The following is a 23,624-nucleotide window of genomic DNA, read 5'->3' as shown; positions in this document are numbered from 1 at the left end:
TGCGTCTTGTGTCTTGAATCTTATTTTTCGAACCTGCACTTATCTGGAAACAACTTCTGCAGGTAAGGTTCCACGGCTTTCCATCCGCCATCATTGTTGTTGATCCACTTTCGGGTTTCAAAGGCTTTCTTCAGAAGATCCGCGTCAGGATTTGCCCGATAGACGGCGGCTACGATCGATCCGCGGGCATCATTGTAGGTGATGGTCGGCCGGTAGCCTGCCTGTACAAAGAAGTAGTTGGCATAGAGGCTGTACACCAAATGACCCTCATCGAGACACTTGAATTTGTGCAGCACTTCGCTGAGCAGATTCTTACCCAGGGCGACCGGAGTATGCGTCGCGAAGTCGTAGGGTTCATCGATCCCTGCTTCCTTCAGCGCCTTCAGCGTACGATCGGCATTTTTTCGATATAGACCCTCCGCCAAGCCTTTTGCACTGAGCTTGCCATGCGCTTTCAGCGTGACGATATCAGCCAAGGTGATTGGGCACAGGGTGTAGATATCATCATTGGACCAGATAAAATCCTGCGGGATCAGATCGGAGGCGATGGCTGCGGCCATCTTGTGCGCGACATCGATCTGTGGATTGTCACTGACGGTATCCATTGGGATGTGCAGGATTTCCTTGCCAAACCACGGCAAGCTATCGCCGATGATCGCAATCCGGCAGCCGGGAAAATGTTTGTCCCAGGCACGTAGCGCATACTGCAGCTCGTTGCCTTTGGCGGCTGATGCCTTGAACGGGATCACTACAGTGATGCCGGGATCAGGCATTTCCGTGATTTGCTCTGCGATGATATCCTGGATGCCTTTCACTTCGGCAGTTTCCTGGGTGGATGGTTTTGCGGGTGCTTCCGCTGGGGCTATTGCAGCGGCCTTTTTGGATTTGGTAGTAGAAGAAACAGTCCCGGATTGCTCCGAGACTGTTTTCTTGGCTGTTTTTGCCATTTTTCAAATGGATTAGATTCCTCCTCCGGCTGATCCTTCGACCACACTTGCCGGGTCATATGCGGTCGGTAGCGTACCACGATAATGGATCATCTTGTTGGCAGACCTTTGGCTTGAGACAAAAGTCAGGTTGCTCATGATGCCCTCTTCGTTGTCCTGCGCTTCCACGCTCATGTACAAAGGATTGCAAGGGGTTCCCTGCAGCCTTGTGCCTTTGTTGTCGCCACATTCTTCACTGATGATCAGGAATCCCTCATTGAGGTGCTCCTGAAGCCATGCTGCGAAGAACTCGTCATCACCTGGTCTGGTACCTGTGAAGTTGCTGAGCCAGCCACCCATCTCGTTGGAAGTCTCCCCTTCGGAAGCATCAAAGCGATTGATGGATTTTGGCGTCAGGTACACAGAAACGGCCTTTTTGTTGGCCTTTAATACCAAGTTGGTAGTAGATACCACACCGTTGGTAGTGGGCATAGTCTCTACATCCGATGCCAGGATGAAGTGCACGTTTGGTTTCTTAGGACGGGGGGCTCCTGCCCCCGTCTTAATTTTTGGAATGGATACTTGCGTATAGCTCATAGCTTGCTCCTTTTAGATTAAAGTCCTCCTCCTGCGCTACCGCTGCCAAACTCAACCGACTTGTTAGGGTTAGTTCCCTTAAACTGCTGGTAGTCGGTGTGGGCACCGTACACAGAAGTCACCAAAGCGTGTGGATTGTAGTTTGCAGGGCAGAAGGCAAACACGGCCTCGCCAAAGTCAAACCCAACACCCATCCAGTATTCACCGAAGATCCTGGCTTCGTAATCCTGCTTCTGCACGTCGTTGATCACCTGAGGTGCGGCATTGATATGCCTCAACTTGCGCAGGTTGGAAGCTGGCGTAGCCAAAAGGATCGGAGATCCATACATACCGTCCACTTCTGCCAACATCTTATTGGAGTAGTCGATGCGGTCTGACCCGAACTCATGGTTTTCTGTACCGCTACCGGCACCCCACTTGTTCTTATACGCTTCGCGGTACCTCATCCTGAATTCGTAAGAAGTCAGGATCGGGAACTGCATGGTCCTGAATACAGGTGCCATCCACTTCACGAAGTCACGGACGAAGTTCAAGATCTCCTGGTCTGTGGCAGTTTCATAATTGAAGTTGCCACCATCGAAGTACCTGAAGTTGTTCGGGTTGCCCGCTGCCAGGTTCTTGGAAACCTGCACTTCGATACCATCCATGGAAAGCTCCGGAGCCTGTCCGGGGTCGCCATTGTTCACACCGCCCCAGTTGAGCTCAGTGAAGCTACCTTTCCATGCCATCCTCAATTCGATGTCCTGCATCAATTGTGGATAGATGAGGTTTTGCCAGATGTAGAAGAAGATCGGCATCTGATCGACGGCGAGATTCTCCCGGTACAAGTCAAACACATACGAAGTCAAGACTTCGGATGGCACGATCGGCACGTTGATCTTGTGTCTCCTGTTGGGGATCGTCAGCGGTCTGAACTGAGTCTTGCCGGATGGCGTCCACTTGTTGCTGAACTGCTGCGATACCGAAGTGATCAGCGCCTGCACTGCCCTTCTCTCCGTCACTGCCGGTGCCTCGGTAAAGTACTTGGCGGATGTGAATCCATTGAAAATGGTATCCAACATCGCAAAGTTGTTTGGACCTTGGCTGAGGTAGGTGCCGAATTCCTGCAAGAGGTCGGCCACGTCGATCGTGGCACCTGATGCCATCACTCCGTTTTGCATAAAATGCTGCACCGCCTTGTAATGTGGCTTGTTGAGATCCACCTTCATGATGGACTTCTTGCCTTCCTTGCGGGGCATTTGTACCACAGTCGCAGCCGGCTCAGGTTCGGGCTCATTGGCAAGCTTCAGGATTTGCGCCTGTAGCTGCTGTTTTTCCCGCTCCCTCTGCTGTAGCTGCGACTGCAGATCCGCGACCGTTGCTTGATGCTGGCTTTGCAGGTTGGTGACCAACTGCACGCCGGCATTCGCATCGGATTCTCCTTCTCCTTCGGATAGGAACTTCTCGAACTTGGCCGTGAAGTCTTCCCCGAGAAGCCCTTGCAGCTGAGTCTTCTGCTCATCTGTCAGGGATGGTTTGCCATCTTTTTGAGCAAAGGATTGAATCCCGAGCATCGCCAAGACAACAGACATCATTTTTTTCATCTCTGCTTGCGTTTTTAGAGGTTAAATATTGATTTTCTTGCGTGAGACAGTTGTAGCGCGAACTCAATGGCCCGCGTGTTGTCGCCGATCTGATCGATCAGACCGACTGCCTTTGCCTGATCGGCAAAGAAGGTTTTTCCACTCAGGATGCCTGGCGTCTTGTCCAGCAGCTTGCCTTTCCTGTTTTCCCGGATGGCGGCTTGGAAGCTCCTCGCCAGCGGATCGAGTTCCTCCTCCCTGATCATGTCATAGTCGCCATCGAGCGCCTTCTGGAATGCCAGGTTTTTGTCGGGGGATTCGTTGCTGTAGATGGTGTGGAACTTCACTCCTTCCTTTTCATAGTATCCTCGCACGTCGTAGAAGCTCATCATCACACCGATGGATCCTACTTCGGAGGATATATTGTTGTCCGCGATGATCTGATCGGTGGCCGATGCGACCCAGTAGGCCGCCGAGCATGCCATGTCGACCGATGCCACTACCGGCTTGCGCATTTTGGTGCGCGACCTTCCGATAGCCTGGATAAGTGGAGCAACGGCATCCACCGCCCCGCCACCGCTGTCGATGTCGAGGACGATGGAGCCGATGTTTTTGTGATTGGCCGCCCCGGAGATGAACTCCGCCAGCTCCGTGGCGCCGTAATCGCACATGGTCCCGTACTTCAGCATGGTGCCCTTGATCGGAATCAAAGCCACGCTGCCTTCAGGAGCCTCATCATAAAGTGAAGAAATGGTTTCGTTTGGATCCTGCCCGTCTTCCCTCATCATTGCGATCTCCTTTCCCTGGGGATCGATGCAGAGGATTTGGATTTCCCGTTCTTCGACGGCGCCGGTACTGCCTCCGGATTCGGAGAGCAATCGGCCTACCTGCGGACCCATCGCCAAGGCGATTTCAGGCCTCAGGAAAAATTTGCCTTTGACGATCTGGGAAATCAACAAATATGGCCAGTTGGCCGCGAGCTTGGTCATTGTGTTTTGGTTTGGTACTAAAACCTCAATACAATGATAATTAGGCCATCATGCCATAGAAAGGACTATATATCAGCCTCGCGGTAGGGGTAGTGCCAGGAAGAATGCGAAAAAGTAAGCGTTTTGGCGGCAAGCTCATGGCTTTCCTGGAACCTTACCGGCAGGTCACGGTTGCCAATGATCAGCGGCTGGCCGCCATCACTGAAGGAAATGCGGACGATCAGCAGGTCTTTGTTCATCACCTTATAATTGAGCTGCGCCGAAAAGTTGGATTCGAACACCCTCCCACCCTTGGTGAGCGACTCCGACACCGAAAGGCGGGGAGGCCTGGCGATCGGAAGCACCTGCCATGCCGCCGTCACCAGTACCGTCCCATTGGGAGACTCCTGGTAGTCGGATATCTCACCCAGCCTCGCAAACTCTACCTTGCATATCGAATTGATCTTGCTGTCCATCGTAATTTTTGACGTGTTTTGGAAAATCTTACGAAACGATTTTTGAAATTATTTTACCAGATATTTTTCCGGGTCAAACTCGATTTTCTGGTTGCGGTACCAAGTCCGCTTCCGCAGGGACTCAAACCTCTCCTGCAATACCGCAAGCTCCTCCCGATACAGCCGCTTCTTCAGCGTCTCATTATCCTGGAGTAAGTTGGTCAGCTTCCGCGACACGATGAAGGACTCGATGATATCCTTCTGCCGCATGCGCTGCTTGATGCCTTTCAGATAGTAGCGATCCAGATCGATGTTGAAAAACACATGGAGGAAGTCATTGATCTGCGCCTGGTCCGTCTTGCTGAGATATACGTGATTGTAGAGTGCATCCTTCAAGACATCGGTATTGGGTAGTAAGAGCACGAGGGTTTCCTCTGTCTTGGGCTGCTGGACCGGACGGTCCGAGTAGCGGACAAATGAGCAGATGAACTTTCCGACGTCCGACTCCCGGCTGATACGGAAGATGCCGTCCGACTGCTCCTCAAAGAGGTAGCGGAAATAATCCCGGTACAAGGGATTGGTGACGTTGAGCAATAGTTTCATGGCAGGTATTTTTCCACAAATTAATCCTTTCGCATGAATGCTGCAAGATTACTGCCTTTCTATCGCATGAAGTTGTGACTCAATTTTTTTGGAGAAAAAGTGTAACCGTGTAACCTCGTAACTTTATAACTCTAATCTATTGATTTTCAAATAGTTATTTGGTTACAAAATCTTCAAAAAAAGTGTAACTCTTGGTTACAGATTTTGTAACCGGAGAAGGTCAAAAAATTGGGTTACAAAAACTTTGTAACCGAGGCTATTTGGTTACAAATGAAATTTTGATTTTGTAACCTTCCAAACAGTTGATTTTCAGGGGTTTTAATCATAGTTTTTCTTTTCAGTTACAGAGTTACAAAAATTTAGTAAGATTTTAGGGAGAGGAAACGGAGAAGAAAAGCCGCCAAGGCTTGGGTATGAGTAAGCGGCGCTCCCGACCTGAGGATCGGGGGCATTTGTGTCTGCAGTACGATGGATGGGAGCGTCATTCAGAGGGAGGGACGACCGAAGAATCTCCTATTGAGGAGACTCTTCACTGCGTTCAGAGTGACGTAAATGAAGGCCCTGAGAATCGCATAAAACAAAATCGCCCGTACTTGGAAGCGTACAGGCGATTCTAGCGCGTCTTGCGAGACAGTTACATGGGTACAGTGTTACAGATCCCTGGGCTTCTTTGGGGGCAAGGGGGGAAGGCCAAGGATCTTTCTGGTGTATGGATTGCCAAGGGTATTGGCCGGCACGTCCTGGAGGTCATCCGGCTGCAGTGGACGGCCAAGGCGCCGCTCCATGCATGGGATGCACAAGAGACCTTTCCCCACGCCATGCGCCTGCCACAGCTCGTCTTTGAGCATGTAAAACTCATCTTTTTTACGGGCGTATTTCCCGCAGTCGGCGCAGTTGGGGTTGGTCATGGTTCCAAGTTGTTTTTTACTTGCTCTAGTGCTTTGGCAAAGGTCTTTTGAAATTCCGTCGTAACCTCTGGGTACTTGAACTTATCTTCCTGCTTCATCTTAGCTTGCACCCTTGGACTGGCCAGTAGGATCTCAAGCTCATGAAGCTCTGCCGCGGAGCAGGCATTAACGAACTGCTCCACGGTGACTTCCAAGGTAAAGAATTTATTGAGCTTTGGCATGGGCTAGATCTTTGAGTGATGTGGTGATCAGGACGATCGCCGTACCAAGCTCTGTCTTGACCTGTCCTGCCAAATTGAGCCGGATCGCTTTGTTTTCAATGCCAAAATGGGTGTCGATTGCTTCCTTGGCCGCACTGTATCCTGTTTTGAGGGAAACTTTGCCAGCTTTTTTGAGTTTTGGGAAGTTTGCATCCTTGGTCTCAATCAGATAGAAGTCATTCGGTTTGTCTTCGTCCTGCAGGATAGCAATATGCGATCCTTCTTTGAATCCATATCGCTCGACTGCAGCCGTATTGATGGTGAGTGTGCCGCTTCCATTGATAGTGATTGAAGGGCTTTGTGGGCTGGGACCTTTTTTTAGTGGAATGATTGGTTTTAATTTCATTGTATTGTTGTTTAGGTTAAAGATTTGACACATTGACCGATGATCCACTCCTGCACGGGAGGCGTGACTGCGTTGCCACACTGTTTCACTTGGTCCTTCTGGCTCCCTAGGATGATGTAGTCCTTTTCGAATGCCATTGAAGCTTTGACCTCATGGGCCTTGATCATGCGGTAGAAGCAGTCCTCCAAGCGCGGTTTTTGGTAGTTGACCAGGTAGGAACGGTCGCGGGTGTTCACAGTCCCTATCGGTTCTGTCAACTTGGACGCTTGATGATGGCCGTAGTAATACTGGATAAAGCTGCTCCAAGCCTCATGGCTCACGATGCCATTGTTGATCATACTGGTTTGGGCGGGCATTGCATAAGTAGCTGGTTTTGACATTGAATTGCCTTTGTTCTGCACGATGAGCGGCACTCCCATCATAGCATGGTTGATACCTCCTGCGGTGATCGTCGACATAGGGTCGGTGGCTGGCTTGGCTTCGCCGGTCTTATTCATCTCGATGATCCAAGGGCTTACCAAGGCGGAAGTCTGTCGGACCGTCTGCGTCATAAATGGCTCCGTCACCTTTCGGGCATAGCCTGGTAGCGAAGTATGCTCCCCCTTGACCACAAATGGCGTGGCAAGCGAGTGGCTCACATCCGTGCATTGGGTGCCTATCGGATTGTCCATAACGGATCTCACCCTGCCGGAGATTCCGCTGACTTGTCGGGTTTGGATCAGGAGCGGATCCACACCGTACCGATCAAGGCCCCATTGGATGCGCTTGATGGTATTGGGGGAAAGGGATTTCTTTCGGTCTCCGATGCGCTGACCAAGGTCGCTCCAATCGATCGCATTGAATGCTGCGTAGTAGTAGGGCTCGACGACGGTTCCATCTGCCGGGCAGGAATAGACGTACTGGAAGCGGTATTTTCCAAACTTCTTTCCGGGATTCTTCCAAGTCTGCACGGCATGTATATTCTTCCCGCAGCACGGACAATAGGCAAGCGGCCTGTAATCCAGATCGGGTGCCTTGTTGCCTTTCTTCCAAAAGACGACATACATCCGATCCCGGCTCTGTGGTGTAGGCCAGAAGTGCATGGAGTTCAGATATAGGCACCTATGGTTGTATCCCAGGCGGTGCATCGCCGCGAGCCATACATCAAAAAGTACCCACTGCGTACGGGCCTCGACCACGTTTTCTGCAACCACGATCTCATAATTGTGGTATTCTGCAAATCGGCATACGTCCCACATTGTAGCTCTGCTTCGTTCAGTGGCCGGATCGATCAATCCCTTGTCAAATAGGTCCAGCGTTTCTTTCACCTTTCGATGGCGATTGCCGCCTGCAGGGCTGTGTGTCGTGCATTCTGGTGAAGTGATAAGGATATTGGTGCTGGGATAGCGCCTCGGATCGCAGGCGCTGATATCCGTGCAATCATGTAGGGTATCAGGAAAGTTGCTGTTGTGCGTCTCGATGGCAAGCTTCCAATGATTCAGGGCGAGCTTGACTTCCACGCCAGCTTTGCGGGCACCTTGGGAGCTTCCTCCCGCTCCGCAAAATTGGTCTGTGGCTGTGAGATATGTGTTTTTCATGATTTGTCTCTTTTTCGATCTGTCTTGATTACAAATCTCAGGTAGATGATGACGCAAGCCAGAAGGCCGAAACTGGCCAGTACCTGGGATGCGAGGACGATGTGGATCAGTGTGTCTGTATGCATGGCTCAGGCGGTCAAGAGTAGATACACAGATACCCAAAAGATGACTATCACAACGATAGTCACCTTAATGAAGACTTGATGGCTACGATCCTCCATGGCCTGCCTCCTTTCTGAAATGATTGATCAGTTCACGCATGCGCCCCGATACATACCGCAGATTGCGGCCCTGCCTGTTCTGCCTCCGGATCAGGACGATCATAAGGATCACGTTGATGATGGCGATTGATTCAAACATTCGTGACCTCCTTTCCCTCATCGCTGAATAAACAGGCCGAACAAATAGTGTGATCATCATCAGCCCAGGAACAAGCTTGGCCGGTTTCTTCGATACACTGATGGCAATCGTTCTCGGTGCACCCACAAATGAGGCATTCATCCATTTCCCCGTAGAGACGGGATATAGACATGACGACGTATCCATCAACCAGTCCCGGATGATTATCAAGTACATAGTCCACAGTTCTCACAGCTACGCGGCCGGTGTATTCGTCATTTGCTGGTTGATACTCTAGAAGGACTAGGTAATCACCGATTTCAAATCCACGATCGTTGATCCTCAATTCGAAACCCTTGTTTTCACAATCGATGTCGTCAAAATAGAGCGGCCATACTTTTAATCGGTGAATTTTTGGTTTGCTACACATTACTCACCTCCTCCCTGATTTCGTAGATAAGGACCGGGTCACGGTCGGATCCCGAGAAGTGCTTCCATATCTGACCGACGCCTTTCTCAACCTTCAGCCGGTATGCGTTCCAAAAATGAAAGGCATTGCGCTTGGGTTGGGCGGCGCTCCAGTGGTTCCATTCATGCTGAAATACCAGCAGAGATGCAATGCCAAGGCCGTCGATCAGCTCCTTTACCTTGTGATTGACCATCAGGTCATAGCGTCCGGTACCGTTGTTGCAAATCTTGGTGTAGGTTAGCTTAGCCATTGACCACCTCCTTTTCTGATTTGATTTTCAGTACTTCGAAGACGGTGCCTTCTCGATCCAGACCGGAGCATAGTGTAGAGAGAACCTCTGATAGCTGCCGGGCTGGCATCTGCCTATTCCCCTGAATATCCATGGTGAACCTGTTGTCCCGCCTGGTATCAATATGGACCTTGATAGTCATTACTAGTCGCTTAGCCATGATTCACCTCCTTCGCAATCCATTCAAGAAATGGGACGCTTTTATCCGAGTTGGCTTGGGCTGAAATCCAGCGATCCTTCAACTCCTCAAATATCTCTGAGGTCTCGAAGTCTTCTAGTTCCTTCCATCCCGTAGGCTCAGAATAGTCTTTACTGTTTTTTTTCAGCTCTTCGGAGAGCTGATCCAATGAGTGAGACAGTTTTTTATTCGATTCAACTTCATCTTTTACGGCATTGACCAAACGTTGTACCCCGAAGAAAAACACAGCCATCAAAATGAGGCTTACTAAAATCTCGATGTAACTAAGCACGGTTATCCTCCTTTCCCTTGAAATTGTCTTCTTCATTTGTTTGCATTTCGAACCTGACATCGTTGAGGACTTCAATTATTCCTTTTAGGTCTTCGAGGTCCACGGAAAATCCCATTTCCATTTCTTTGTTATCAAATTCAATCAAAATTGCCGCATGCTTTTCATGGCTATCGCAAACGGTGAATTTGAAGTCTTTTGCTCTCCACATTATATACTTAGCCATGATTCACCTCCTTCCTGGTTTCTCCTGAAAAGAGACCCAACTGTGCTTTCATCAGCTCGAGGGCTTGGTCGGCCGGCAGGCCGTGTCCGGACAGGATATTGTCCAGGTGCTGGTCAACGGCACCTTCGAGCTGCCGGCAGGTTTCCAGACACTTTTTCCGCTCTGCCCACAGTGGGGCCAGATTGGTCTTTTTGGCATCGACGGTGAGCTGGAAGAATCTCTTCTGCTCATCACGGAGGTCTTTGATCATCTTGATCAGCGACAGCTCCACGGTCACGAGGTTTTTGTCATTCATTTTGTTTCAGCGATTATTGTTTGAATTGGTATATACAGTCTCCCTTGGGAGATCAGTGTCTTGACATGCTCCGCATCGGTATCAGCCGACACAGTCCTGGGGATGATGCCCCCGCCTTCGAGTTGCTGGTAGTACACCAGCCCCAGCCTCCTGCGCATCGTGATGGGATCCATCAGCTCGCGCATGCTTTGTGCTTTTTTGACTTCGGTTTCGATGATCATATGCTTAGAATTTGGCTTCGAGGTCCTCTTCGTTCATGTGGCTTTCCCAGTCAAAAGTCCCACCGGGAGGCTGTACTTCAGGGGCGGCCGCTGTCTCTGGGATCGAGTGGCCGTGAGTCTTGATGAAGATCATTTCCATGGACTTGGAGCTGCCGTCCGGACGGGTCACCTTGCGGATGATGCGCTTGTCGGAATTCTTCAAGTCCTCGGGATCCAGCACGTAGCCCTTCAGCTCGCAGAAGGCCTTCAGTGCCTTGCTGAACTTCTGCATCTGCCAAGTTACCTTAGCGTACTTCTTGTAATCCTCAAAGGCGTCGGCCTTCACGACCAGGTTGTTGAGCCCGTTGTTTTCCTCGTGGAAATACACCTCGGCCCACTCTAGGAAAGGCTCTGTCATGATGCTGATGAGGTTTCGCTGCACCACATTGTTCATCGGCGGATTGATCTTCTCATGCTGCATGTAGAACTGGCAGCACTGCAGCATGAAGTTGTAGAAGTCGTTCCACTCGTCCTGGGTGAATTCATTGCCCAGGATATTCTTCCCAAAGTCATCCTTGGGCTGTCGGGCTTGCTTGTAGAAGTTGTTGGAATTCTCGTGGTAGTAGTCGGAAAATACCGAGTAGATCAGGCGGCGCTCGGTCGAGCTGTCCAGGTTGCGCACGACAAAATTGGAGGTGAGTACAAATTTTGGCACGTCCTTGAACGGGATCTCGTAGCGCTGTGTCTGCTTCGGGTTCACGGTCAGATCACCAGTTAGCGGCGCGAAGAAGAACTGGAAGTTGAGGTACTGATTACAGTCATCAACCAGGATCAAGTCGGTATGCTTCGTGACGTTGGAGTAGATGAATTGGTCATCGGTAAGCTTGGGATTGCGTCCATCCAGCGACACGGCTTTCATAAAGAGCCGGACAGCCTTGTAGGCAAGCGACTTGCCGGATCCGCCGTGCGACTCTCCATCGCCGCCGATCCTGTGGTCCATGGCAAAGACAGCCCAAGGCCGTGATGGATCCTTGTACCGGTGCAGCAGGTAGCCGATGGTATAGATGCGGTTGAGCAAGTGGTTCTTTTGCTCACGGATCTCCCCTTCGTCCAAGTTAGGCCCCGCGATATCCCATTGGTGCTTCTTGAAGTACTCAGCTTCCTCGAGTGCGGAAGCTCCTTCGAAAGCCTCCTCGAGTTCCTTGCGCCAATGCACCCGGGCGGTATTGATCAGGAAGTTGAAGAAGATGTTGTCATGCTTCAGCACCTCGATATCAAGGCTGCCATCGGCACGCTTCGAAGTGCGGAAATGCGGCTCCTGCAGCTTGAACTGGTGCTTGATCACTTCCTCCTCCCAGACAAACTTGTCGATCTCCCCGAGCTTGTAATCCCGGATGCTGTTGGCGCGGACTTCCACGGTCCTGTTTCGGAAAAAGAAATACTGGGTATGCTTGTCGTAATCGGTGAAGTCGATATCGACTAAAGGCAGGTTGGACATCGAGCTTTCATTGACTTGCGTGCTGCGGTAAAATGTATCCCGCAGCTCCTCGTCCATGTAGCGGTCTCTGAAAAAGTCGTTGATATAGGACTTGACCTCGTTGGCTTTTATCTCTTGGACGATGTTGTGCGTGACCTTGATGTAGATCCATCCCGTCTTGTCGTTGTCCGACTGCAGGCGATAGAATCCATTTTTGCCCAGGAAATTGTACATCCTGGTATTCTTGACGTTATAGGCCTTTTTGATGGAGCCGGACTTTGTCTCGGTGTAGTAGGCCTCCCAAAACTGGTAGGGCAGCGCTGTGGCGACAAGGTTTTTGAAATCCCATGGCCCGTGCCATTTCAGGTAGTCGCGCACATCCTTGGAGGGATTGCCGCGGCGGTCGGGCTTATCCTTCAGCTCCTCGGGTAGAACGATCGTGTAGAGCTCGAGATGCTCCATGGCCAGGCGGTGCGCTTCCTTTTTGCCCGTCGTGTCGATGTCGGGCATGTTCATCACCCGGTCCGCCAACTTGGCCAATGCATTGAATTGCTTTTTGGATAGCGTAGCGGTCTCCGAATTGCCCCAGACTACCTCATAGCCGATCATGGCGAGGTTCATCCCGTCCGATCCGCCTGAGCAGTAGATGATCTCAGGCAACTTGTTTTCCTTGCTGTTTTTGATTTCCCCGGTGTCGGTATCAATATCTTCTCCGCCTTCATTGAGCTTGGCATGCGCCTGCAGGCAGGCTTCATAGCCGTGCAGGAATTCCGCATCCCGCTTGCCGTAGTACATGAATCGGCGGCTCTTGTCCGGACTGAGTGGCTGGTAGATTTTTTTGAATTTGCCTTCGTCCCACATCATGATGGGATAGGTGTCGGTCGCTGCTATCGTGATCACCTCGCGGTTTTTCACAATGCTGTAGCTGATCAGCGAGTAAAAATTATACTTCCGGAATACCTTCTGGATTTTGTCCTCATCGATGATCTTGCCGGCAGGTGTAGACTTCATCGGGATCGCCTTTTCAGCCAGCACGGTCTTGATCTCCAGCTCGGTGAATCCCTCGCGTACCTCGAAGAACCACTCGCCTTCATTTTCGTTGGTCTCAGCCGGTCTCTTGCTGATCAGCGGCTTGAGCAGCTCAAAACTGTTGTCTTCCCCGGAAATCCCATATCGTGAGCCCAGCACCTGCAGTGCATCCTTGAATTCCAGCGCCTCTTCCTCCATGCAGATGTGGATGCCGTTTTTGGGCTTTTGGTCTCCGCCAAAGTCAGTGACGACATAGGTGCCGTCAGGTAGGCGCTTGAGAGTGGCCGAAGCGGTTTTCTCCGTATCCCGCAGCTTGAATTTCTTGCGGTGGTTGTCAATGGCCACTGCAGCCTGGGGATAGTAATAGAGGATAATTTTGAGTCCGCCATCCGTTTCATCGAGAAGGCGCTGCTGGTCTATGAACATTCGGGTAAGGGGTTAATCGGTCAGTCAAAAAGTGATAGCTGGCTGTTGAAGCCCATTTTGATCAGTTGGCGGAAGTAGTACCGCTCAGGCGTCGGCACTTCCTCTATCGACCGGAATGGCCCATGAATAGTCCGGTTTGGGATGTCGACCCGAACCAGGTGAACCAGTCTGCTTTTGAGGTATTTCGCTTTTTGGTAGCGCTTTTCCTTTCTGCTTTTCCCTGACGTATTGGGCTTTGAAGAGGCCCCATTCTTCGCCTTTTTGGTCGATGACCCGGATGTAACCTGAATTGCTTTCATAGACGATGTTGAGTTTTTTGCCTTTGAGGTATCTGTCGAAGTACTCTTGGCTACACCCTATCTGGTCGTGGGTGGTGCCTTTTTTGATTGTTGCCTGCATCTTACTTGAGGAGGTTTACTTTGCTTTGGTAGCGATCGACGCCGATTTCGAGCAGCTCGATCTCGTGCTCTAGGGTTTGGATCTTTTTGGCATCTTGGAGCTCAGGATCCTTCCCTTTCTCTTCCGCCAGTTCCTTGCGGCTGGCCATCATTTCATCCTGGATAAACTGGATGGTGGCGAGGTACTCATGCGCCCTGCTGTTGGATAAGATCAAGATCATGGTAAAGCTGATTATTGGATATCTCGGTATCGGCAATGAGGTACATCTGTTCCCGAAGGGATTGCTCTAGCCTGGTAAACTTGAGCACCATCCAATCAGTCCGGAGCGCGAGTAGCATTCCCAGGTTTTTTCTTTCCTGTAGCCATTTCCGCTTGTTGGAAAGCGCCTGGGCGTGGAGTTTTGCGATTTCGGTGTTCATGGGTAAGGGGTTAAAGGTTTTTGAAAAATCCCCCCTCCCGGCAGAGGGGGACCTGTCCTCAATCATAGTCGATCTAAATGCATGGGGAACGTACCGGGAATGTCATATCAGGTTCTTTTGGTAGGCGAAGCGGACGAGCTCTGCCTTGTTTTTATACCCTGTCTTTTCTCTGAGACTTTTCATGTAGACCCCGACGGTCAGGGGAGATATGCCCAGGCGATCCGCTATCTCCTTGTCCAGCAATCCCTCCGGGATCAGCCTGAGCACTTCAATCTCCCTGTGGGTGAGCGTCCCGAAGGGCGCCTTAAGCAACTCGCAAAGTCGGCCCTCATAAGGGCAAGTGCCACGCAGGGCACAGTCTACAAATTCGGTTTGCTGCAGCTTGCCGTCGATCACGTCGGCCTCGTTGTCCAGGGCGCTGTATCGGCAGCGCACATACTGGCTGATCATGTCGGATTCTTTGACGATGTCCGCATCTACGAGACACTCGACGGCCTTGGGATGAATCTCCATGTCCGCTAGCACGGCATCGATTAGCCACTGCGGCCACTCGTGCTGTTGCAGCATTTTTCCTTGCACGAGTGCGAAAACTTCTGACTCCCCGGCGAAGAATTCGACGTTTCGGTCCTGTATCCCTGCCGGAAGCTTGCCGGCCACGGATGTTTTCATGGCGGAAATGAGGCTAGATTTTCGCATCGGTGAGTTCTTTTTGTCGCTTGATCACTGCTTGCTTCTGCGCTTCGTACTCCTGGACCACGTCGAGTGCAGCTTGGTGGATTTCGATGTTATAGGCTTCGCCTGAGAAAAACTTGGCCACGCTCCGCTCGCTCAGATCCACTTTCTCCAGGGTTTTCTTGAAATATCCCCTTGGAAGCCTTTTTTTTAACCTTGTCAACTCTTCCGGTTTCAGCATACTAGTTTTCTGGTATTGTGCTTTTGCTGCATGTGCAGTATTTATGCAGTAATATTACAGTAAATGCAGTATTCATGCAATAGTAGTTACTGCATTTTGCAATAATTTTTTTGGAGTGATTTGTAACATGTTGACACACAGAGGAAAAATATTGAGGGAGGTAGTCGATAAGTACTGCGCAGCACAAGGCAGCACGATTTCGGCTGTGGCCCAAAAGGCAGGTTACAATCAAGCGACGATCTACCGGCACTTCGAAAAGGAGGATTTGCCTTTCCACATCATCCGAAAGTACGGGAAGGCCATGGGGCATGACTTCCGCATGGAGTATCCCGAAATGGAGGAGGAAATGGCTGCTTGGTCAGAGCCTACGGAAAAGTATGGCAACTACACGCAGACACTTTCTGAGGTGGTCCTGGAGCGGGACCAGTGGCGGGAAAAGTATTACCGGCTACTCGAGATCCACAATAAGCTGCTGATGGAACGCCTACAAAATCAAGGCCTCTAAGTCCGATTTTTCACACGTCCAAAAAATTATGCTGACAATCAAGGGATTAAAAGCCGGGTTGTATTCCGGCCCTGGGTACGAAAAGCTCGCAGTGATGCGGGCTTTTTTTGTTTTTATGGTCCAAGAGTATTTAAACGGAGATTTGGAAGATTTTTCACGGTTTAAGTCCTTTGCCCCTCTTCCACAACAGCACTGGAAGCACCACAAACACCCCTACCAAACTGAACACCAATCCTCCGATGGTACCGATCGCGAGGGAAAACCAAAAAATCTCATTTTGCCCTTCCATAATAAATGGCACCAAGCCAAAGCAGGTCGATAGCACGGTCAGCAGGATCGGAATTGCTTTCCCGCCAAGTGCCTTGATGATGTTCAGGTTGTAGGAGCCGCGGGTCTTGTTGTTGAGGTCATTGACGATAAAAATCCCCGCATTGACCGATAGCCCGCCCAACAGCACGAAGGCGGCATATCCCCCTTGGTCGAAATAAAAATCAAACAGCGAAAAGATCAGAAAAAGCCCGATGAATGAAATCGGGATCACGGAGATAATGTACAGCGGCTGCTTGAGGTTTTCGAACAAAACCGCTGTAATGAAGAATATCCCCAAAATCAGCCCGAGGATGAGGCTGTACTGCCTCTTGGTTTTGCCAAAATCCCAAGACCAGGTTTCCTTGCTCGCGGAATAGCCGATCGGCATCGTCGTTTTCAGTTCCGCCAGCACCTCGTCGAGGTATTCATTGCCAAACTTTTGAGAACCCAAGTATTCGAAGGCCACCATGCGGATATACTGACGGTCTTCCTTGTGGAGGGCATTGGTGGTGGTTTCTTTGGACAGGCTGCCAAAATCCTGCACCTTCACCAGTCGCTCCGGCCCCGTCGCAAGGCTTCTTTCTTCCAGATCAAACTTCGAATATTTTCCCGAATTCCGCTCTTGTACGACTACACCATAGTACTTGTCCCCAAGGGTGAGGGAAGCGTCGATGCCGGTAGGTTTGGTGACATTTTGAAGGGCTGTCAGTACCTCAAATTGGTTGGTCTGTGACAATGCCATGTCCTTTTGCCGGAGTCTGAGGACAAATTCCTCGTTTTTCTGCTCGTCCCAGCCTAGGCGTTCGTTGGTGTTGACTTCCTGGATGCGCTTGTGTCTGAGAAGTTTTTCCGCCAATACTTCCGATTGCCTTTCGAGTTCTTGGTAATTATAGCCTTTCATCGTCACCCGAAATGAGGGTATTCCCTCTCCGCCTGCCCCGGTGTAAAATCCCTGACCAACCCCGTAGATATTCCATCGGGCGCCCGACCAGTCGGTGGATTTGACGGAAAGGCGGCCCTTGAGTTGGTAGGGAAGCGCGGACTTTTCATAGGCTTCCTTGAAGGTAATGGTGATTTGGGCATATTGCCCGGACTGTACCCAAGTGACGAATTGGTCTATTCCTTCCACGCCTTTGAGAAAGCCCTCGAATTCCCTCATCAGGAAATCCATCTGCTCCAAAGTGTTGCCATAGGGAAGTTGGGCGGAGACATAAAGGCGGGTTTTTTCCGCCTCGCGGTAGGAGGATTTCTCAAACACGCCCCGGACAAACATCCGCAAAGAGCCACCCAACCAGCGATCTACATGTGGGCGGATACTCTCTTGATAAGTATCACTGCCAATGGTTTTGTTGTACCAATCTTGACCTTCCCACTTGGTTGGCAGGAAAAAGACCGGCAAGCCAAATAGCAGGATAAAAAATGTTGCCATTGATTTTCGGTACCTAGCCAGAAAGCCAATAAAGCCGTGAAAGCGATCAAATGCCTTTACCCGGGTCCTGAGTTGGCGGATGCCAAGTGACCGATATCCCTTTTCTGATTTGCCAAACAACATGGCGTACATCGCCGGTGTAAACCAAAGCGCGACGACCAAGGACACTGCCAGCATCGTAGCCACTACCACCGAAAACTCCGTCAGGTTTTTCCGGTCTTCGTCGGGCAGGAAAAACACGATCATCAATGCTGCGATCGTGGTCAGGGAAGCCGCAAAAAGCGCCAGAAACACCTTCCGGTTACCCTGCTTGTGCAAATGGTCCATCATCACGATGGCATTGTCCACGATTAGCCCAAATGAAATCGTCAATCCCGCCAAGGTGTACAGGTGTATGTCCACGCCGAGGGCATAGAGAACAATTGCGGTTAGGCTGACGTTGACGACAATCCCCAAAAACAGGGTAAAAAGATACCTTAAGTTGCGGTTGACGAGGAAAATGAACAGGATCAAAATCAACACCGAGAGCCCTGAGCGCTTGTAGATTTTGGAGAGTTCTTCGGCCAAAAATTCCGTATCGTCGTTCTCTAATCGCACCTCCATGCCAGCAGGCAGCAGCGTTTTGGATTCATCGACGAGGGCCTTGATTTTTTGTGCCAATAGGACTTTGTTGACGCCGTCCCTGCTGAGGACCGAAAGCGTGACGGAATTGTTGCCGTTGATTCGGTAAAGGGAGCTTGGCTCTTCCTCTTCCAAGGTGACTTTGGCCAGGTCTCTGAGGTAGACTTCTTTGCCCGCCTGGGTAGTGATGGGCAGATTTTCGAGTTGGCGGATATCTCGGAGCGAGCGGTCCACTTGGATAAACAGCGTTTCTCCCCGGTCAGTGATCGCCATACCCGGATAGCTTTGCCCAAAGGAGCTCAGCAGGACGTTTTCGATATCGCTTTTGGAAAGCTGGTGCGCCTGCATTTTCAGCAGGTCGTAGGTAATGTACAGCTGCAGGTCGTTGGCGCCACGGACGAGGATTTCCTCGACTTCTTCCAATCTGCTGAGGGCTGATTTCAGGACATCCTCGGTGGTTTTTTTGATTTCAAAGGAGGCGAAAGGCCCATTGACCGAATAGGTGAGAATCGGCGTCTTTTGCTCATTGCGGCGTTGGGGGGATTGGGTGACCAAGGGGTAGGATACCCGACTGTCCAGCGAGGAATAGACCTGCCGGATGATCGCGGATACTTCAAACTTCTTGTATTCCAAATCGGTCTTCTTGTCAAACCGCAGCGTAATTGATCCGCGGTCGTAATTGGAAACGGACTGGATTTTCTTCAGCTCCGCAAGCTGTGAAAAAGCACCCTCCAGCGGTGCCGTGGCGAGTTTTTCCACCAAATCAGGCGAAGACCTCGGTATTCCATAGCTGATCGTCAACACAGGCTCCCGCTCCCGAGGATTCAAATCCACCGAAAGCTGCGGCACCAGGGCAAACCCGATGATCGCCAGCACAATGAACGATATGATGATGCGGAAGGGAGACAAATGAGGTTAGAAGTAAGAAATTAGAAGTATGAATTGGAGAGTGGCTGTTGGTTGTTTGTTATTGAGTCGATAGTCCATAGTGGTGCATATTAGTTATTGAGTTATTGGTTATTGAGTTAATAGTTGATAGACCATGGTCGATAGCGGGCTATTGGTTAATAGTTATTGAGTTATTGGTTATTGAGTTACTGGTTGTTAGGTTGATAGTCGATAGACCATAGCCCATAGCTAGGAATCTCGTCTCTCGCTTCTCGCTTCTCGCTTCTCGTCTCTTGTTTCTTGCGTCTTGTGTCTCAGTAAATTGGTTATTGAGTCGATAGACCATAGCCCATAGCTATGAATCTCGCTTCTCGCTTCTCGTCTCTTGGTTCTTGCGTCTTGTGTCTCAGTAAATTGGTTATTGAGTAGATAGACCATAGCCCATAGCTAGGAATCTCGTCTCTCGCTTCTCGTCTCTCGCCTCTTGTGTCTTGTGTCTCATATCTCCTATCTCCTATCTTACCTCCCCCTTTTCGCCAAAAACCAATATGCCAAAGGCACAAAATACAGCGCGGTAAATGTGCCTATCGTCAATCCACCGATGACGGCATATACCAATGGCCGCTGCAAATCCGCCCCTATCCCACCACTGAAGATGACCGGCAGCAAGGCCAAAATCGTCGTCAGGGAGGTCATCAGGATCGGCTTGAGCCGAATCTCACCGGCAACATCCAGTGCTTTGCGAAGTGCAATTGTTGGATCCAAATCCGCTGCATACTGCTGCCTGAGGCGGTTGATGGTGTCGATCTTAAGGATGGCATCATTGACCATGATGCCAAGCATCACCACCATCCCGATGGCGGACATGATATTCAGACTGCTTCCTGTCAGTAAGAGCAGTATCCAAACACCGCCGATTCCCAAAGGCAAAGTGAAAATGATGATCATCGGTTGGACGAAATTTTCAAACTGGGCAGCTAAAATGAAATAGAGCAGGAGCACGGCCACCAGCAGAATTCCTGTCAACTCGCGGATCGTTTCTTGGTCTTTGAAAAATTGCCCTACAAAAGCGACCCCCAGGTTTTTGTCCAAAGCCCATTCCCTGATGGTGTTCGTGTGACCCGTCGGATTATCCGATTCCAATGCGACAGATTGGTACAATCCGCCTTTGTCGGCAGTCACGTATTTGTAGTGGTTTTGGTAATTGATGCGGATAAACTGCGAAAGGGGATACGATTGCCCATCCTTGCCTTCCACGGCATTTGAGGTCAAAAGCTCGTCGACCTGCTTTTGGTCTTGTCGCAACGTGATGGGCGTGATCTCCCCAAATTGCCGGATATCGGTGATCGTATAAGTACCAAAAAGCTGCCTGACTTTCTGCATCAGCGACTCAGGCGCGATTCCGTAAAGCGCCATCTTCGCCGCATCCAGCTCGAAAACGACCGAAGGCTCCTGTTGCAATCCCAAGCCCAGGCTGTAATCCTTCACAGGGAAATCCTTGAGCCATGTTTCCATTTGGCCCACTGGAATCGGTTTTTTGCCCACCAAATCCCGCCACCTGACCTCAAAGTAGGGCATATCGCTGGCAAACAATTGATCGAAAGCATTGGGCGCGTCCATGGTCTCTACAATCGCCCGAGGGTATTGGGTTTGGAGGTTTTGGCGAAATGCGCTCAGGAATGCTTCTTTCGAAGTAGCCTCTTCAAAAAGAAAATACAAGTTGGATTCCTGGATCGAACCTTCTCCATCAAAGAGCAAAAACTGTCGGACGCCCACATCTGCCTCTGCTTTCGAATAGGTTTTTTCCAAGTTTTGCAACAAATCAAGCGTCCGGGATTTATTGACGCTCGCAGGGATCGGTTCATTCCAATTGATCGTGACGACGGCGTCAAGCTTTTCCACCTTTGGCATACCTTCTACATTGACAAACTTCACCAACAAAAGGCTGACTGGAATAAGGAGCAGAAAGACAGCCATGCTCAACTTGGGATGGCTAAAAATTGGGGAATACAGCTTTTTGTATTGTTTTTTGATCCAAATGAAGATCTTACTATCGCCTTCCAAGTGGTTGATAATTTGACTTTTTCCTTTGAAAAAAAACAGGTAGAGCATTGGCAAAAAGATAAAAGCCACCAGTAGCGAAACGCCCAAGATGGCGGTTACCGCCAAGGCTTGGTCCAGGAATAGTGCCCCCGCTATCCCACTCAGGAATACCAATGGCACGAATACCGCGAGTGTCGTCAGCACCGAACTTATCAAAGCGGACATGACTTCATTGACGCCCTGTACGCAGGCTTCAAACAAGGAAATACCCTCGGTACGCTTTTGGACGATATTGTCCAATACGATGATGGCGTTGTCGATCAGCATTCCGAGACCCAAAGCCAGACCCGAGAGCGAAATGATATTGATGGAAATGCCAGCCGCATAGAAGACCAAAAAGCTGATCAGCAAGGAAATCGGGAGACTCAAACCGATGATGATCGGCGTCCGGTAGTCGCCCATAAAAAGGAAAAGTACCGCAAAGGCAAAAATCCCCCCAAACAGCAAACTGCCTTGGAGGTTGCTGATGCCGGCCTTGAGTAAGATGGATTGGTCCTGACTGAAGTCAAAATCCACTTGGGGATAGTCCCCACGGAATCGGTCCACGGCTGCATAGACCTGTGGCACCAAGTCATTCATTTTGGCGGTAGCCTGCTTGTGGACGGTAATCACCAGCGCTTCCTGATTCCCAAAAAGATGGAATCCCAAGGGTTCCTTCGTTTCATATTGTACTTTGGCCACTCTCGACAAGTCGACCGTGACCCCGTCTTTGGATCGAACCGGAAGGCCCAGGATATCCTCGGGACTGCTTACCCGTGTCGCCAAGCGGAGGTAAAACCTGAATTGACCGTCCTCCACGCTGATGCCGGGCAGTTCTTCATTGCCGAAGCGAATGGCTTGGATGAGGTTTTCCTCGGTCATATTCAATGCCCGTAAGACAGGCAGGTCCGGCGCGACGGAGATGATTTTTTCCTGCTTGCCGTTGATATCCACGAGTGCGACACCCTCCAACTGTTCGAGGCGCTTTTTGAGTAAATTTTCGGTCAGCAGACTGATTTCCGCCAAGTCAATGCCCGCCTTGGGAATGACCTGCACGCGTATCACCGGGATGTCGTTGGTATTGATGCGAAGGACTTGGGGACGGGGAAGATCTTGCGGAAGGCTGTTGCTCAGGCGGTCGATCTTTTCGTTGGCTTCGATGTAGGCGAGCTCCATTTTGGTCCCGAAATCAAAGGTGAGCCGGATAGTACCTGTCTCGGAACCCGCCTGGCTCTCGATGTTTTCGAGCCCAGCCATCGTCAGCATGCTTTCCCGAATGGGAGCGAGGACGTTTTGTTCGATTGCCTCAGGAGAGGCGTTGGGGTATTGGACTTTGACCAAAATCTGAGGCACGTCGATCGGTGGTAGCAAAGCCACGGGCAGACTCCGAATCACAATGACCGAAAAAACCATCAAGGCAATAAAGGTCATCAAGACGCCGACCGGCCGCTGTAGCAAAAACCTCACCATGGCCTATTCTTTGACGATTTGGACGGGAGCCTGATGGGCCAGTTGGAGATTGTTGGAAGTGATGACCGTCGATCCGGGCTCGATGCCGGAAAGGATTTCAACCTCTTCGCCGTTGTCTTTGCCGACTTCGACGTAGTTCCATTTGGATTCCTCCTTTTCCACGGTGAAGACCACCGGCCTGCCGGAGCGGTAGACCAAAGCCTGCTTGGGGACGACAAGGCTATTGCTTTGCGGGGCACGGATGATGGCGCGTGCATTCATCCCGGGAAGTAGTCCCTTGGCGCCGCTTACCAAAATACCCACTTGCACGAGGCCGTTTTCATCCACTTTGGGATTGGTGCTGCGGATGCTTCCCGTGAGCACTTGGGAGGAACCGATCGCGGTGATCTCGGCTTTTTGGCCCAAACTCAGCCATTCGATATCGGATTCGAGCACTTTGACTTTGAGTTCGAGGGAGGAGGTATTGATGATCTCGAAAAGCACGTCGCCGCCATTCACCAGACTCCCCTGCTTGGGTTTCAGGTCCGCAACCCGTCCGGAGATCGGAGCTTTGATGGCTGTCTTCTCCAAGTCCCGCTCCGCTTCCTTGAGCTCGATCTCTGCCGCGTACAGGCCCGTTTTTGCCTTGAGCTGATCTGTGACTTGGGCGATCTTGTCTTGGTCCCCGCTTTTGAGGAGGGTTTCGAAGCTCAGCAGGTCCGAGTCAAAGTTGGCCTTGGCATTTTTGACTTGGATTTTTGCCTTTTCCAGCTTCAGTGCCGCGTCGGCCGCATCCAATCGGGCGATGGTATTCCCTTTTTCGACATAGTCTCCTTCCTTGACGCTGAGCCATTCGAGAAATCCCGCGCGTTCGGCCACGACAGCTACCTGCTCGAGTGCTTCCATCTTGCCGGAGGCTTGGATCAGGTAGTCAAAGGACTTCCGCTCCGCCTGCCCCACCTTAACCGGCGTGGCAGTGACCTCGGCACGGAAAGATTCGAGGGGGATGTCTTGGGAGTCCTCCGCAGGTTTTTCACAGGAATAAAGTAAAACCGTCATCAAAAAAACTACCACGCTACTTCGCATATCGACCGAATTAATCCAAGCACAATAAACTAAGTTATCGGAGAATATCAAAGCCAATCAACGGAAAAATTGGTGGTAATTTCCGAGACTTAGCCGTACCCCCCC

General features: G+C 50.7%; 28 protein-coding genes and 1 pseudogene. 1 reads left to right on the top strand and 28 read right to left on the bottom strand.

The window, feature by feature from the left end:
- Window positions 1-20: 20 nt before the first annotated feature.
- From C943_RS03115 to C943_RS03005, 25 genes and pseudogenes are all read right to left on the bottom strand, one after another.
- Window positions 21-947 carry a hypothetical protein gene (locus tag C943_RS03115; protein ID WP_040478857.1) on the bottom strand — a complete coding sequence of 309 codons (927 nt, stop codon included), beginning with the start codon at window positions 945-947 and terminating at the stop codon, window positions 21-23.
- Window positions 948-959: 12 nt separating this feature from the next.
- Complete coding sequence (locus tag C943_RS03110; RefSeq protein ID WP_040478856.1) at window positions 960-1,523, bottom strand: hypothetical protein; 564 nt, start codon at window positions 1,521-1,523, stop codon at window positions 960-962.
- Window positions 1,524-1,540: 17 nt separating this feature from the next.
- Entirely contained in the window at window positions 1,541-3,106 is a 1,566-nt protein-coding gene (locus C943_RS03105) for a hypothetical protein (protein WP_008624119.1), read from the bottom strand.
- A gap of 14 nt (window positions 3,107-3,120) precedes the next feature.
- Window positions 3,121-4,074, bottom strand: a complete 954-nt coding sequence (locus C943_RS03100) for a S49 family peptidase (RefSeq protein ID WP_008624118.1) — start codon at window positions 4,072-4,074, stop codon at window positions 3,121-3,123.
- Window positions 4,075-4,139: 65 nt separating this feature from the next.
- Window positions 4,140-4,529: a hypothetical protein gene (locus C943_RS03095; RefSeq protein WP_008624117.1), complete on the bottom strand. Its 390-nt coding sequence runs from the start codon at window positions 4,527-4,529 to the stop codon at window positions 4,140-4,142.
- A 48-nt stretch (window positions 4,530-4,577) separates the two neighbouring features.
- Entirely contained in the window at window positions 4,578-5,111 is a 534-nt protein-coding gene (locus tag C943_RS03090) for a hypothetical protein (protein ID WP_008624115.1), read from the bottom strand.
- Between the two features lie 650 nt (window positions 5,112-5,761).
- Window positions 5,762-6,019 carry a hypothetical protein gene (locus C943_RS03085; RefSeq protein ID WP_040478854.1) on the bottom strand — a complete coding sequence of 86 codons (258 nt, stop codon included), beginning with the start codon at window positions 6,017-6,019 and terminating at the stop codon, window positions 5,762-5,764.
- Window positions 6,016-6,240 (bottom strand): hypothetical protein, encoded by a 225-nt coding sequence (locus tag C943_RS03080; protein WP_008624113.1) that lies wholly within the window; start codon window positions 6,238-6,240, stop codon window positions 6,016-6,018. Before C943_RS03080 ends, C943_RS03085 begins: the two co-directional genes overlap by 4 nt.
- On the bottom strand, window positions 6,224-6,625 hold the full coding sequence (locus C943_RS03075) for a hypothetical protein (RefSeq protein WP_040478852.1): 402 nt from the start codon (window positions 6,623-6,625) through the stop codon (window positions 6,224-6,226). Before C943_RS03075 ends, C943_RS03080 begins: the two co-directional genes overlap by 17 nt.
- Window positions 6,626-6,636: 11 nt before the next feature.
- Window positions 6,637-8,202, bottom strand: a complete 1,566-nt coding sequence (locus tag C943_RS03070) for a DNA cytosine methyltransferase (RefSeq protein WP_008624101.1) — start codon at window positions 8,200-8,202, stop codon at window positions 6,637-6,639.
- Window positions 8,199-8,327: a hypothetical protein gene (locus C943_RS22565; protein ID WP_008624100.1), complete on the bottom strand. Its 129-nt coding sequence runs from the start codon at window positions 8,325-8,327 to the stop codon at window positions 8,199-8,201. The genes C943_RS03070 and C943_RS22565 overlap by 4 nt, the downstream gene beginning before the upstream one ends.
- An 82-nt stretch (window positions 8,328-8,409) precedes the next feature.
- Window positions 8,410-8,778 (bottom strand): hypothetical protein, encoded by a 369-nt coding sequence (locus C943_RS22465; RefSeq protein WP_245545501.1) that lies wholly within the window; start codon window positions 8,776-8,778, stop codon window positions 8,410-8,412.
- A 7-nt stretch (window positions 8,779-8,785) separates the two neighbouring features.
- Window positions 8,786-8,971, bottom strand: a pseudogene (locus C943_RS22605) (DUF3850 domain-containing protein); the annotation flags it as partial.
- The gene (locus C943_RS03060) at window positions 8,964-9,260 is read right to left on the bottom strand and encodes a hypothetical protein (RefSeq protein WP_008624095.1); all 297 of its coding nucleotides are present in this window, start codon (window positions 9,258-9,260) and stop codon (window positions 8,964-8,966) included. The gene C943_RS03060 and the pseudogene C943_RS22605, both read right to left, overlap by 8 nt.
- A complete protein-coding gene (locus tag C943_RS03055) occupies window positions 9,253-9,459 on the bottom strand; it encodes a hypothetical protein (RefSeq protein ID WP_040478849.1) in 207 nt (68 codons plus the stop codon). The genes C943_RS03060 and C943_RS03055 overlap by 8 nt, the downstream gene beginning before the upstream one ends.
- Entirely contained in the window at window positions 9,452-9,805 is a 354-nt protein-coding gene (locus C943_RS03050; RefSeq protein WP_157198412.1) for a hypothetical protein, read from the bottom strand. The genes C943_RS03055 and C943_RS03050 overlap by 8 nt, the downstream gene beginning before the upstream one ends.
- A complete protein-coding gene (locus C943_RS03045; protein WP_040478847.1) occupies window positions 9,762-9,992 on the bottom strand; it encodes a hypothetical protein in 231 nt (76 codons plus the stop codon). The genes C943_RS03050 and C943_RS03045 overlap by 44 nt, the downstream gene beginning before the upstream one ends.
- A complete protein-coding gene (locus C943_RS03040; protein WP_008624087.1) occupies window positions 9,985-10,287 on the bottom strand; it encodes a hypothetical protein in 303 nt (100 codons plus the stop codon). Before C943_RS03040 ends, C943_RS03045 begins: the two co-directional genes overlap by 8 nt.
- Complete coding sequence (locus tag C943_RS03035; protein WP_008624086.1) at window positions 10,284-10,508, bottom strand: hypothetical protein; 225 nt, start codon at window positions 10,506-10,508, stop codon at window positions 10,284-10,286. The genes C943_RS03040 and C943_RS03035 overlap by 4 nt, the downstream gene beginning before the upstream one ends.
- A gap of 4 nt (window positions 10,509-10,512) precedes the next feature.
- Window positions 10,513-13,419: a hypothetical protein gene (locus tag C943_RS03030; RefSeq protein WP_008624084.1), complete on the bottom strand. Its 2,907-nt coding sequence runs from the start codon at window positions 13,417-13,419 to the stop codon at window positions 10,513-10,515.
- Window positions 13,420-13,503: 84 nt separating this feature from the next.
- Window positions 13,504-13,818, bottom strand: a complete 315-nt coding sequence (locus C943_RS03025; RefSeq protein WP_008624082.1) for a hypothetical protein — start codon at window positions 13,816-13,818, stop codon at window positions 13,504-13,506.
- A gap of 1 nt (window position 13,819) precedes the next feature.
- Complete coding sequence (locus C943_RS03020) at window positions 13,820-14,038, bottom strand: hypothetical protein (protein WP_008624080.1); 219 nt, start codon at window positions 14,036-14,038, stop codon at window positions 13,820-13,822.
- Window positions 14,004-14,237, bottom strand: a complete 234-nt coding sequence (locus C943_RS03015) for a hypothetical protein (RefSeq protein ID WP_040478846.1) — start codon at window positions 14,235-14,237, stop codon at window positions 14,004-14,006. The genes C943_RS03020 and C943_RS03015 overlap by 35 nt, the downstream gene beginning before the upstream one ends.
- 102 nt (window positions 14,238-14,339) lie before the next feature.
- Window positions 14,340-14,933 (bottom strand): helix-turn-helix transcriptional regulator, encoded by a 594-nt coding sequence (locus tag C943_RS21245; protein ID WP_008624075.1) that lies wholly within the window; start codon window positions 14,931-14,933, stop codon window positions 14,340-14,342.
- Window positions 14,920-15,150: a hypothetical protein gene (locus C943_RS03005; protein ID WP_008624073.1), complete on the bottom strand. Its 231-nt coding sequence runs from the start codon at window positions 15,148-15,150 to the stop codon at window positions 14,920-14,922. The genes C943_RS21245 and C943_RS03005 overlap by 14 nt, the downstream gene beginning before the upstream one ends.
- Before the next feature lie 127 nt (window positions 15,151-15,277).
- On the opposite strand from C943_RS03005, the gene C943_RS03000 reads away from it, so the two are divergent.
- Window positions 15,278-15,655 (top strand): TetR/AcrR family transcriptional regulator, encoded by a 378-nt coding sequence (locus tag C943_RS03000; protein WP_040478844.1) that lies wholly within the window; start codon window positions 15,278-15,280, stop codon window positions 15,653-15,655.
- Between the two features lie 154 nt (window positions 15,656-15,809).
- On the opposite strand, the gene C943_RS02995 is transcribed toward C943_RS03000, so the two are convergent.
- The 3 genes from C943_RS02995 to C943_RS02985 form a co-directional block, all read right to left on the bottom strand.
- Window positions 15,810-18,923: an efflux RND transporter permease subunit gene (locus C943_RS02995; protein WP_040478842.1), complete on the bottom strand. Its 3,114-nt coding sequence runs from the start codon at window positions 18,921-18,923 to the stop codon at window positions 15,810-15,812.
- A gap of 498 nt (window positions 18,924-19,421) precedes the next feature.
- Entirely contained in the window at window positions 19,422-22,454 is a 3,033-nt protein-coding gene (locus C943_RS02990; RefSeq protein WP_008624069.1) for an efflux RND transporter permease subunit, read from the bottom strand.
- 3 nt (window positions 22,455-22,457) lie between these two features.
- Window positions 22,458-23,519 carry an efflux RND transporter periplasmic adaptor subunit gene (locus C943_RS02985; protein WP_040478838.1) on the bottom strand — a complete coding sequence of 354 codons (1,062 nt, stop codon included), beginning with the start codon at window positions 23,517-23,519 and terminating at the stop codon, window positions 22,458-22,460.
- Window positions 23,520-23,624: the final 105 nt, after the last annotated feature.

This window comes from Mariniradius saccharolyticus AK6, from assembly GCF_000330725.2.
In the GTDB taxonomy this organism is placed as follows: Bacteria; Bacteroidota; Bacteroidia; order Cytophagales; family Cyclobacteriaceae; genus Mariniradius; species Mariniradius saccharolyticus.
The sequence above is the reverse complement of the archived record's forward strand: the minus strand, read 5'-3'. Positions and strand labels throughout refer to the sequence as shown.

Coding starts and splice junctions, on each gene's coding strand:
- C943_RS03025 (WP_008624082.1), bottom strand. CDS start 13,818: ATGCAGGCAACAATCAAAAAAGGCACCACCCACGACCAGATAGGGTGT.
- C943_RS03005 (WP_008624073.1), bottom strand. CDS start 15,150: ATGCTGAAACCGGAAGAGTTGACAAGGTTAAAAAAAAGGCTTCCAAGG.
- C943_RS03000 (WP_040478844.1), top strand. CDS start 15,278: ATGTTGACACACAGAGGAAAAATATTGAGGGAGGTAGTCGATAAGTAC.
- C943_RS03090 (WP_008624115.1), bottom strand. CDS start 5,111: ATGAAACTATTGCTCAACGTCACCAATCCCTTGTACCGGGATTATTTC.
- C943_RS03035 (WP_008624086.1), bottom strand. CDS start 10,508: ATGATCATCGAAACCGAAGTCAAAAAAGCACAAAGCATGCGCGAGCTG.
- C943_RS03095 (WP_008624117.1), bottom strand. CDS start 4,529: ATGGACAGCAAGATCAATTCGATATGCAAGGTAGAGTTTGCGAGGCTG.
- C943_RS03070 (WP_008624101.1), bottom strand. CDS start 8,202: ATGAAAAACACATATCTCACAGCCACAGACCAATTTTGCGGAGCGGGA.
- C943_RS03050 (WP_157198412.1), bottom strand. CDS start 9,805: ATGAAGAAGACAATTTCAAGGGAAAGGAGGATAACCGTGCTTAGTTAC.
- C943_RS03030 (WP_008624084.1), bottom strand. CDS start 13,419: ATGTTCATAGACCAGCAGCGCCTTCTCGATGAAACGGATGGCGGACTC.
- C943_RS02985 (WP_040478838.1), bottom strand. CDS start 23,519: ATGCGAAGTAGCGTGGTAGTTTTTTTGATGACGGTTTTACTTTATTCC.
- C943_RS21245 (WP_008624075.1), bottom strand. CDS start 14,933: ATGCGAAAATCTAGCCTCATTTCCGCCATGAAAACATCCGTGGCCGGC.
- C943_RS03020 (WP_008624080.1), bottom strand. CDS start 14,038: ATGATCTTGATCTTATCCAACAGCAGGGCGCATGAGTACCTCGCCACC.
- C943_RS03085 (WP_040478854.1), bottom strand. CDS start 6,019: ATGACCAACCCCAACTGCGCCGACTGCGGGAAATACGCCCGTAAAAAA.
- C943_RS22465 (WP_245545501.1), bottom strand. CDS start 8,778: ATGTACTTGATAATCATCCGGGACTGGTTGATGGATACGTCGTCATGT.
- C943_RS03060 (WP_008624095.1), bottom strand. CDS start 9,260: ATGGCTAAGCTAACCTACACCAAGATTTGCAACAACGGTACCGGACGC.
- C943_RS03110 (WP_040478856.1), bottom strand. CDS start 1,523: ATGAGCTATACGCAAGTATCCATTCCAAAAATTAAGACGGGGGCAGGA.
- C943_RS03105 (WP_008624119.1), bottom strand. CDS start 3,106: ATGAAAAAAATGATGTCTGTTGTCTTGGCGATGCTCGGGATTCAATCC.
- C943_RS03045 (WP_040478847.1), bottom strand. CDS start 9,992: ATGGCTAAGTATATAATGTGGAGAGCAAAAGACTTCAAATTCACCGTT.
- C943_RS03075 (WP_040478852.1), bottom strand. CDS start 6,625: ATGAAATTAAAACCAATCATTCCACTAAAAAAAGGTCCCAGCCCACAA.
- C943_RS03015 (WP_040478846.1), bottom strand. CDS start 14,237: ATGAACACCGAAATCGCAAAACTCCACGCCCAGGCGCTTTCCAACAAG.
- C943_RS22565 (WP_008624100.1), bottom strand. CDS start 8,327: ATGCATACAGACACACTGATCCACATCGTCCTCGCATCCCAGGTACTG.
- C943_RS03080 (WP_008624113.1), bottom strand. CDS start 6,240: ATGCCAAAGCTCAATAAATTCTTTACCTTGGAAGTCACCGTGGAGCAG.
- C943_RS03055 (WP_040478849.1), bottom strand. CDS start 9,459: ATGGCTAAGCGACTAGTAATGACTATCAAGGTCCATATTGATACCAGG.
- C943_RS03100 (WP_008624118.1), bottom strand. CDS start 4,074: ATGACCAAGCTCGCGGCCAACTGGCCATATTTGTTGATTTCCCAGATC.
- C943_RS03115 (WP_040478857.1), bottom strand. CDS start 947: ATGGCAAAAACAGCCAAGAAAACAGTCTCGGAGCAATCCGGGACTGTT.
- C943_RS03040 (WP_008624087.1), bottom strand. CDS start 10,287: ATGAATGACAAAAACCTCGTGACCGTGGAGCTGTCGCTGATCAAGATG.
- C943_RS02990 (WP_008624069.1), bottom strand. CDS start 22,454: ATGGTGAGGTTTTTGCTACAGCGGCCGGTCGGCGTCTTGATGACCTTT.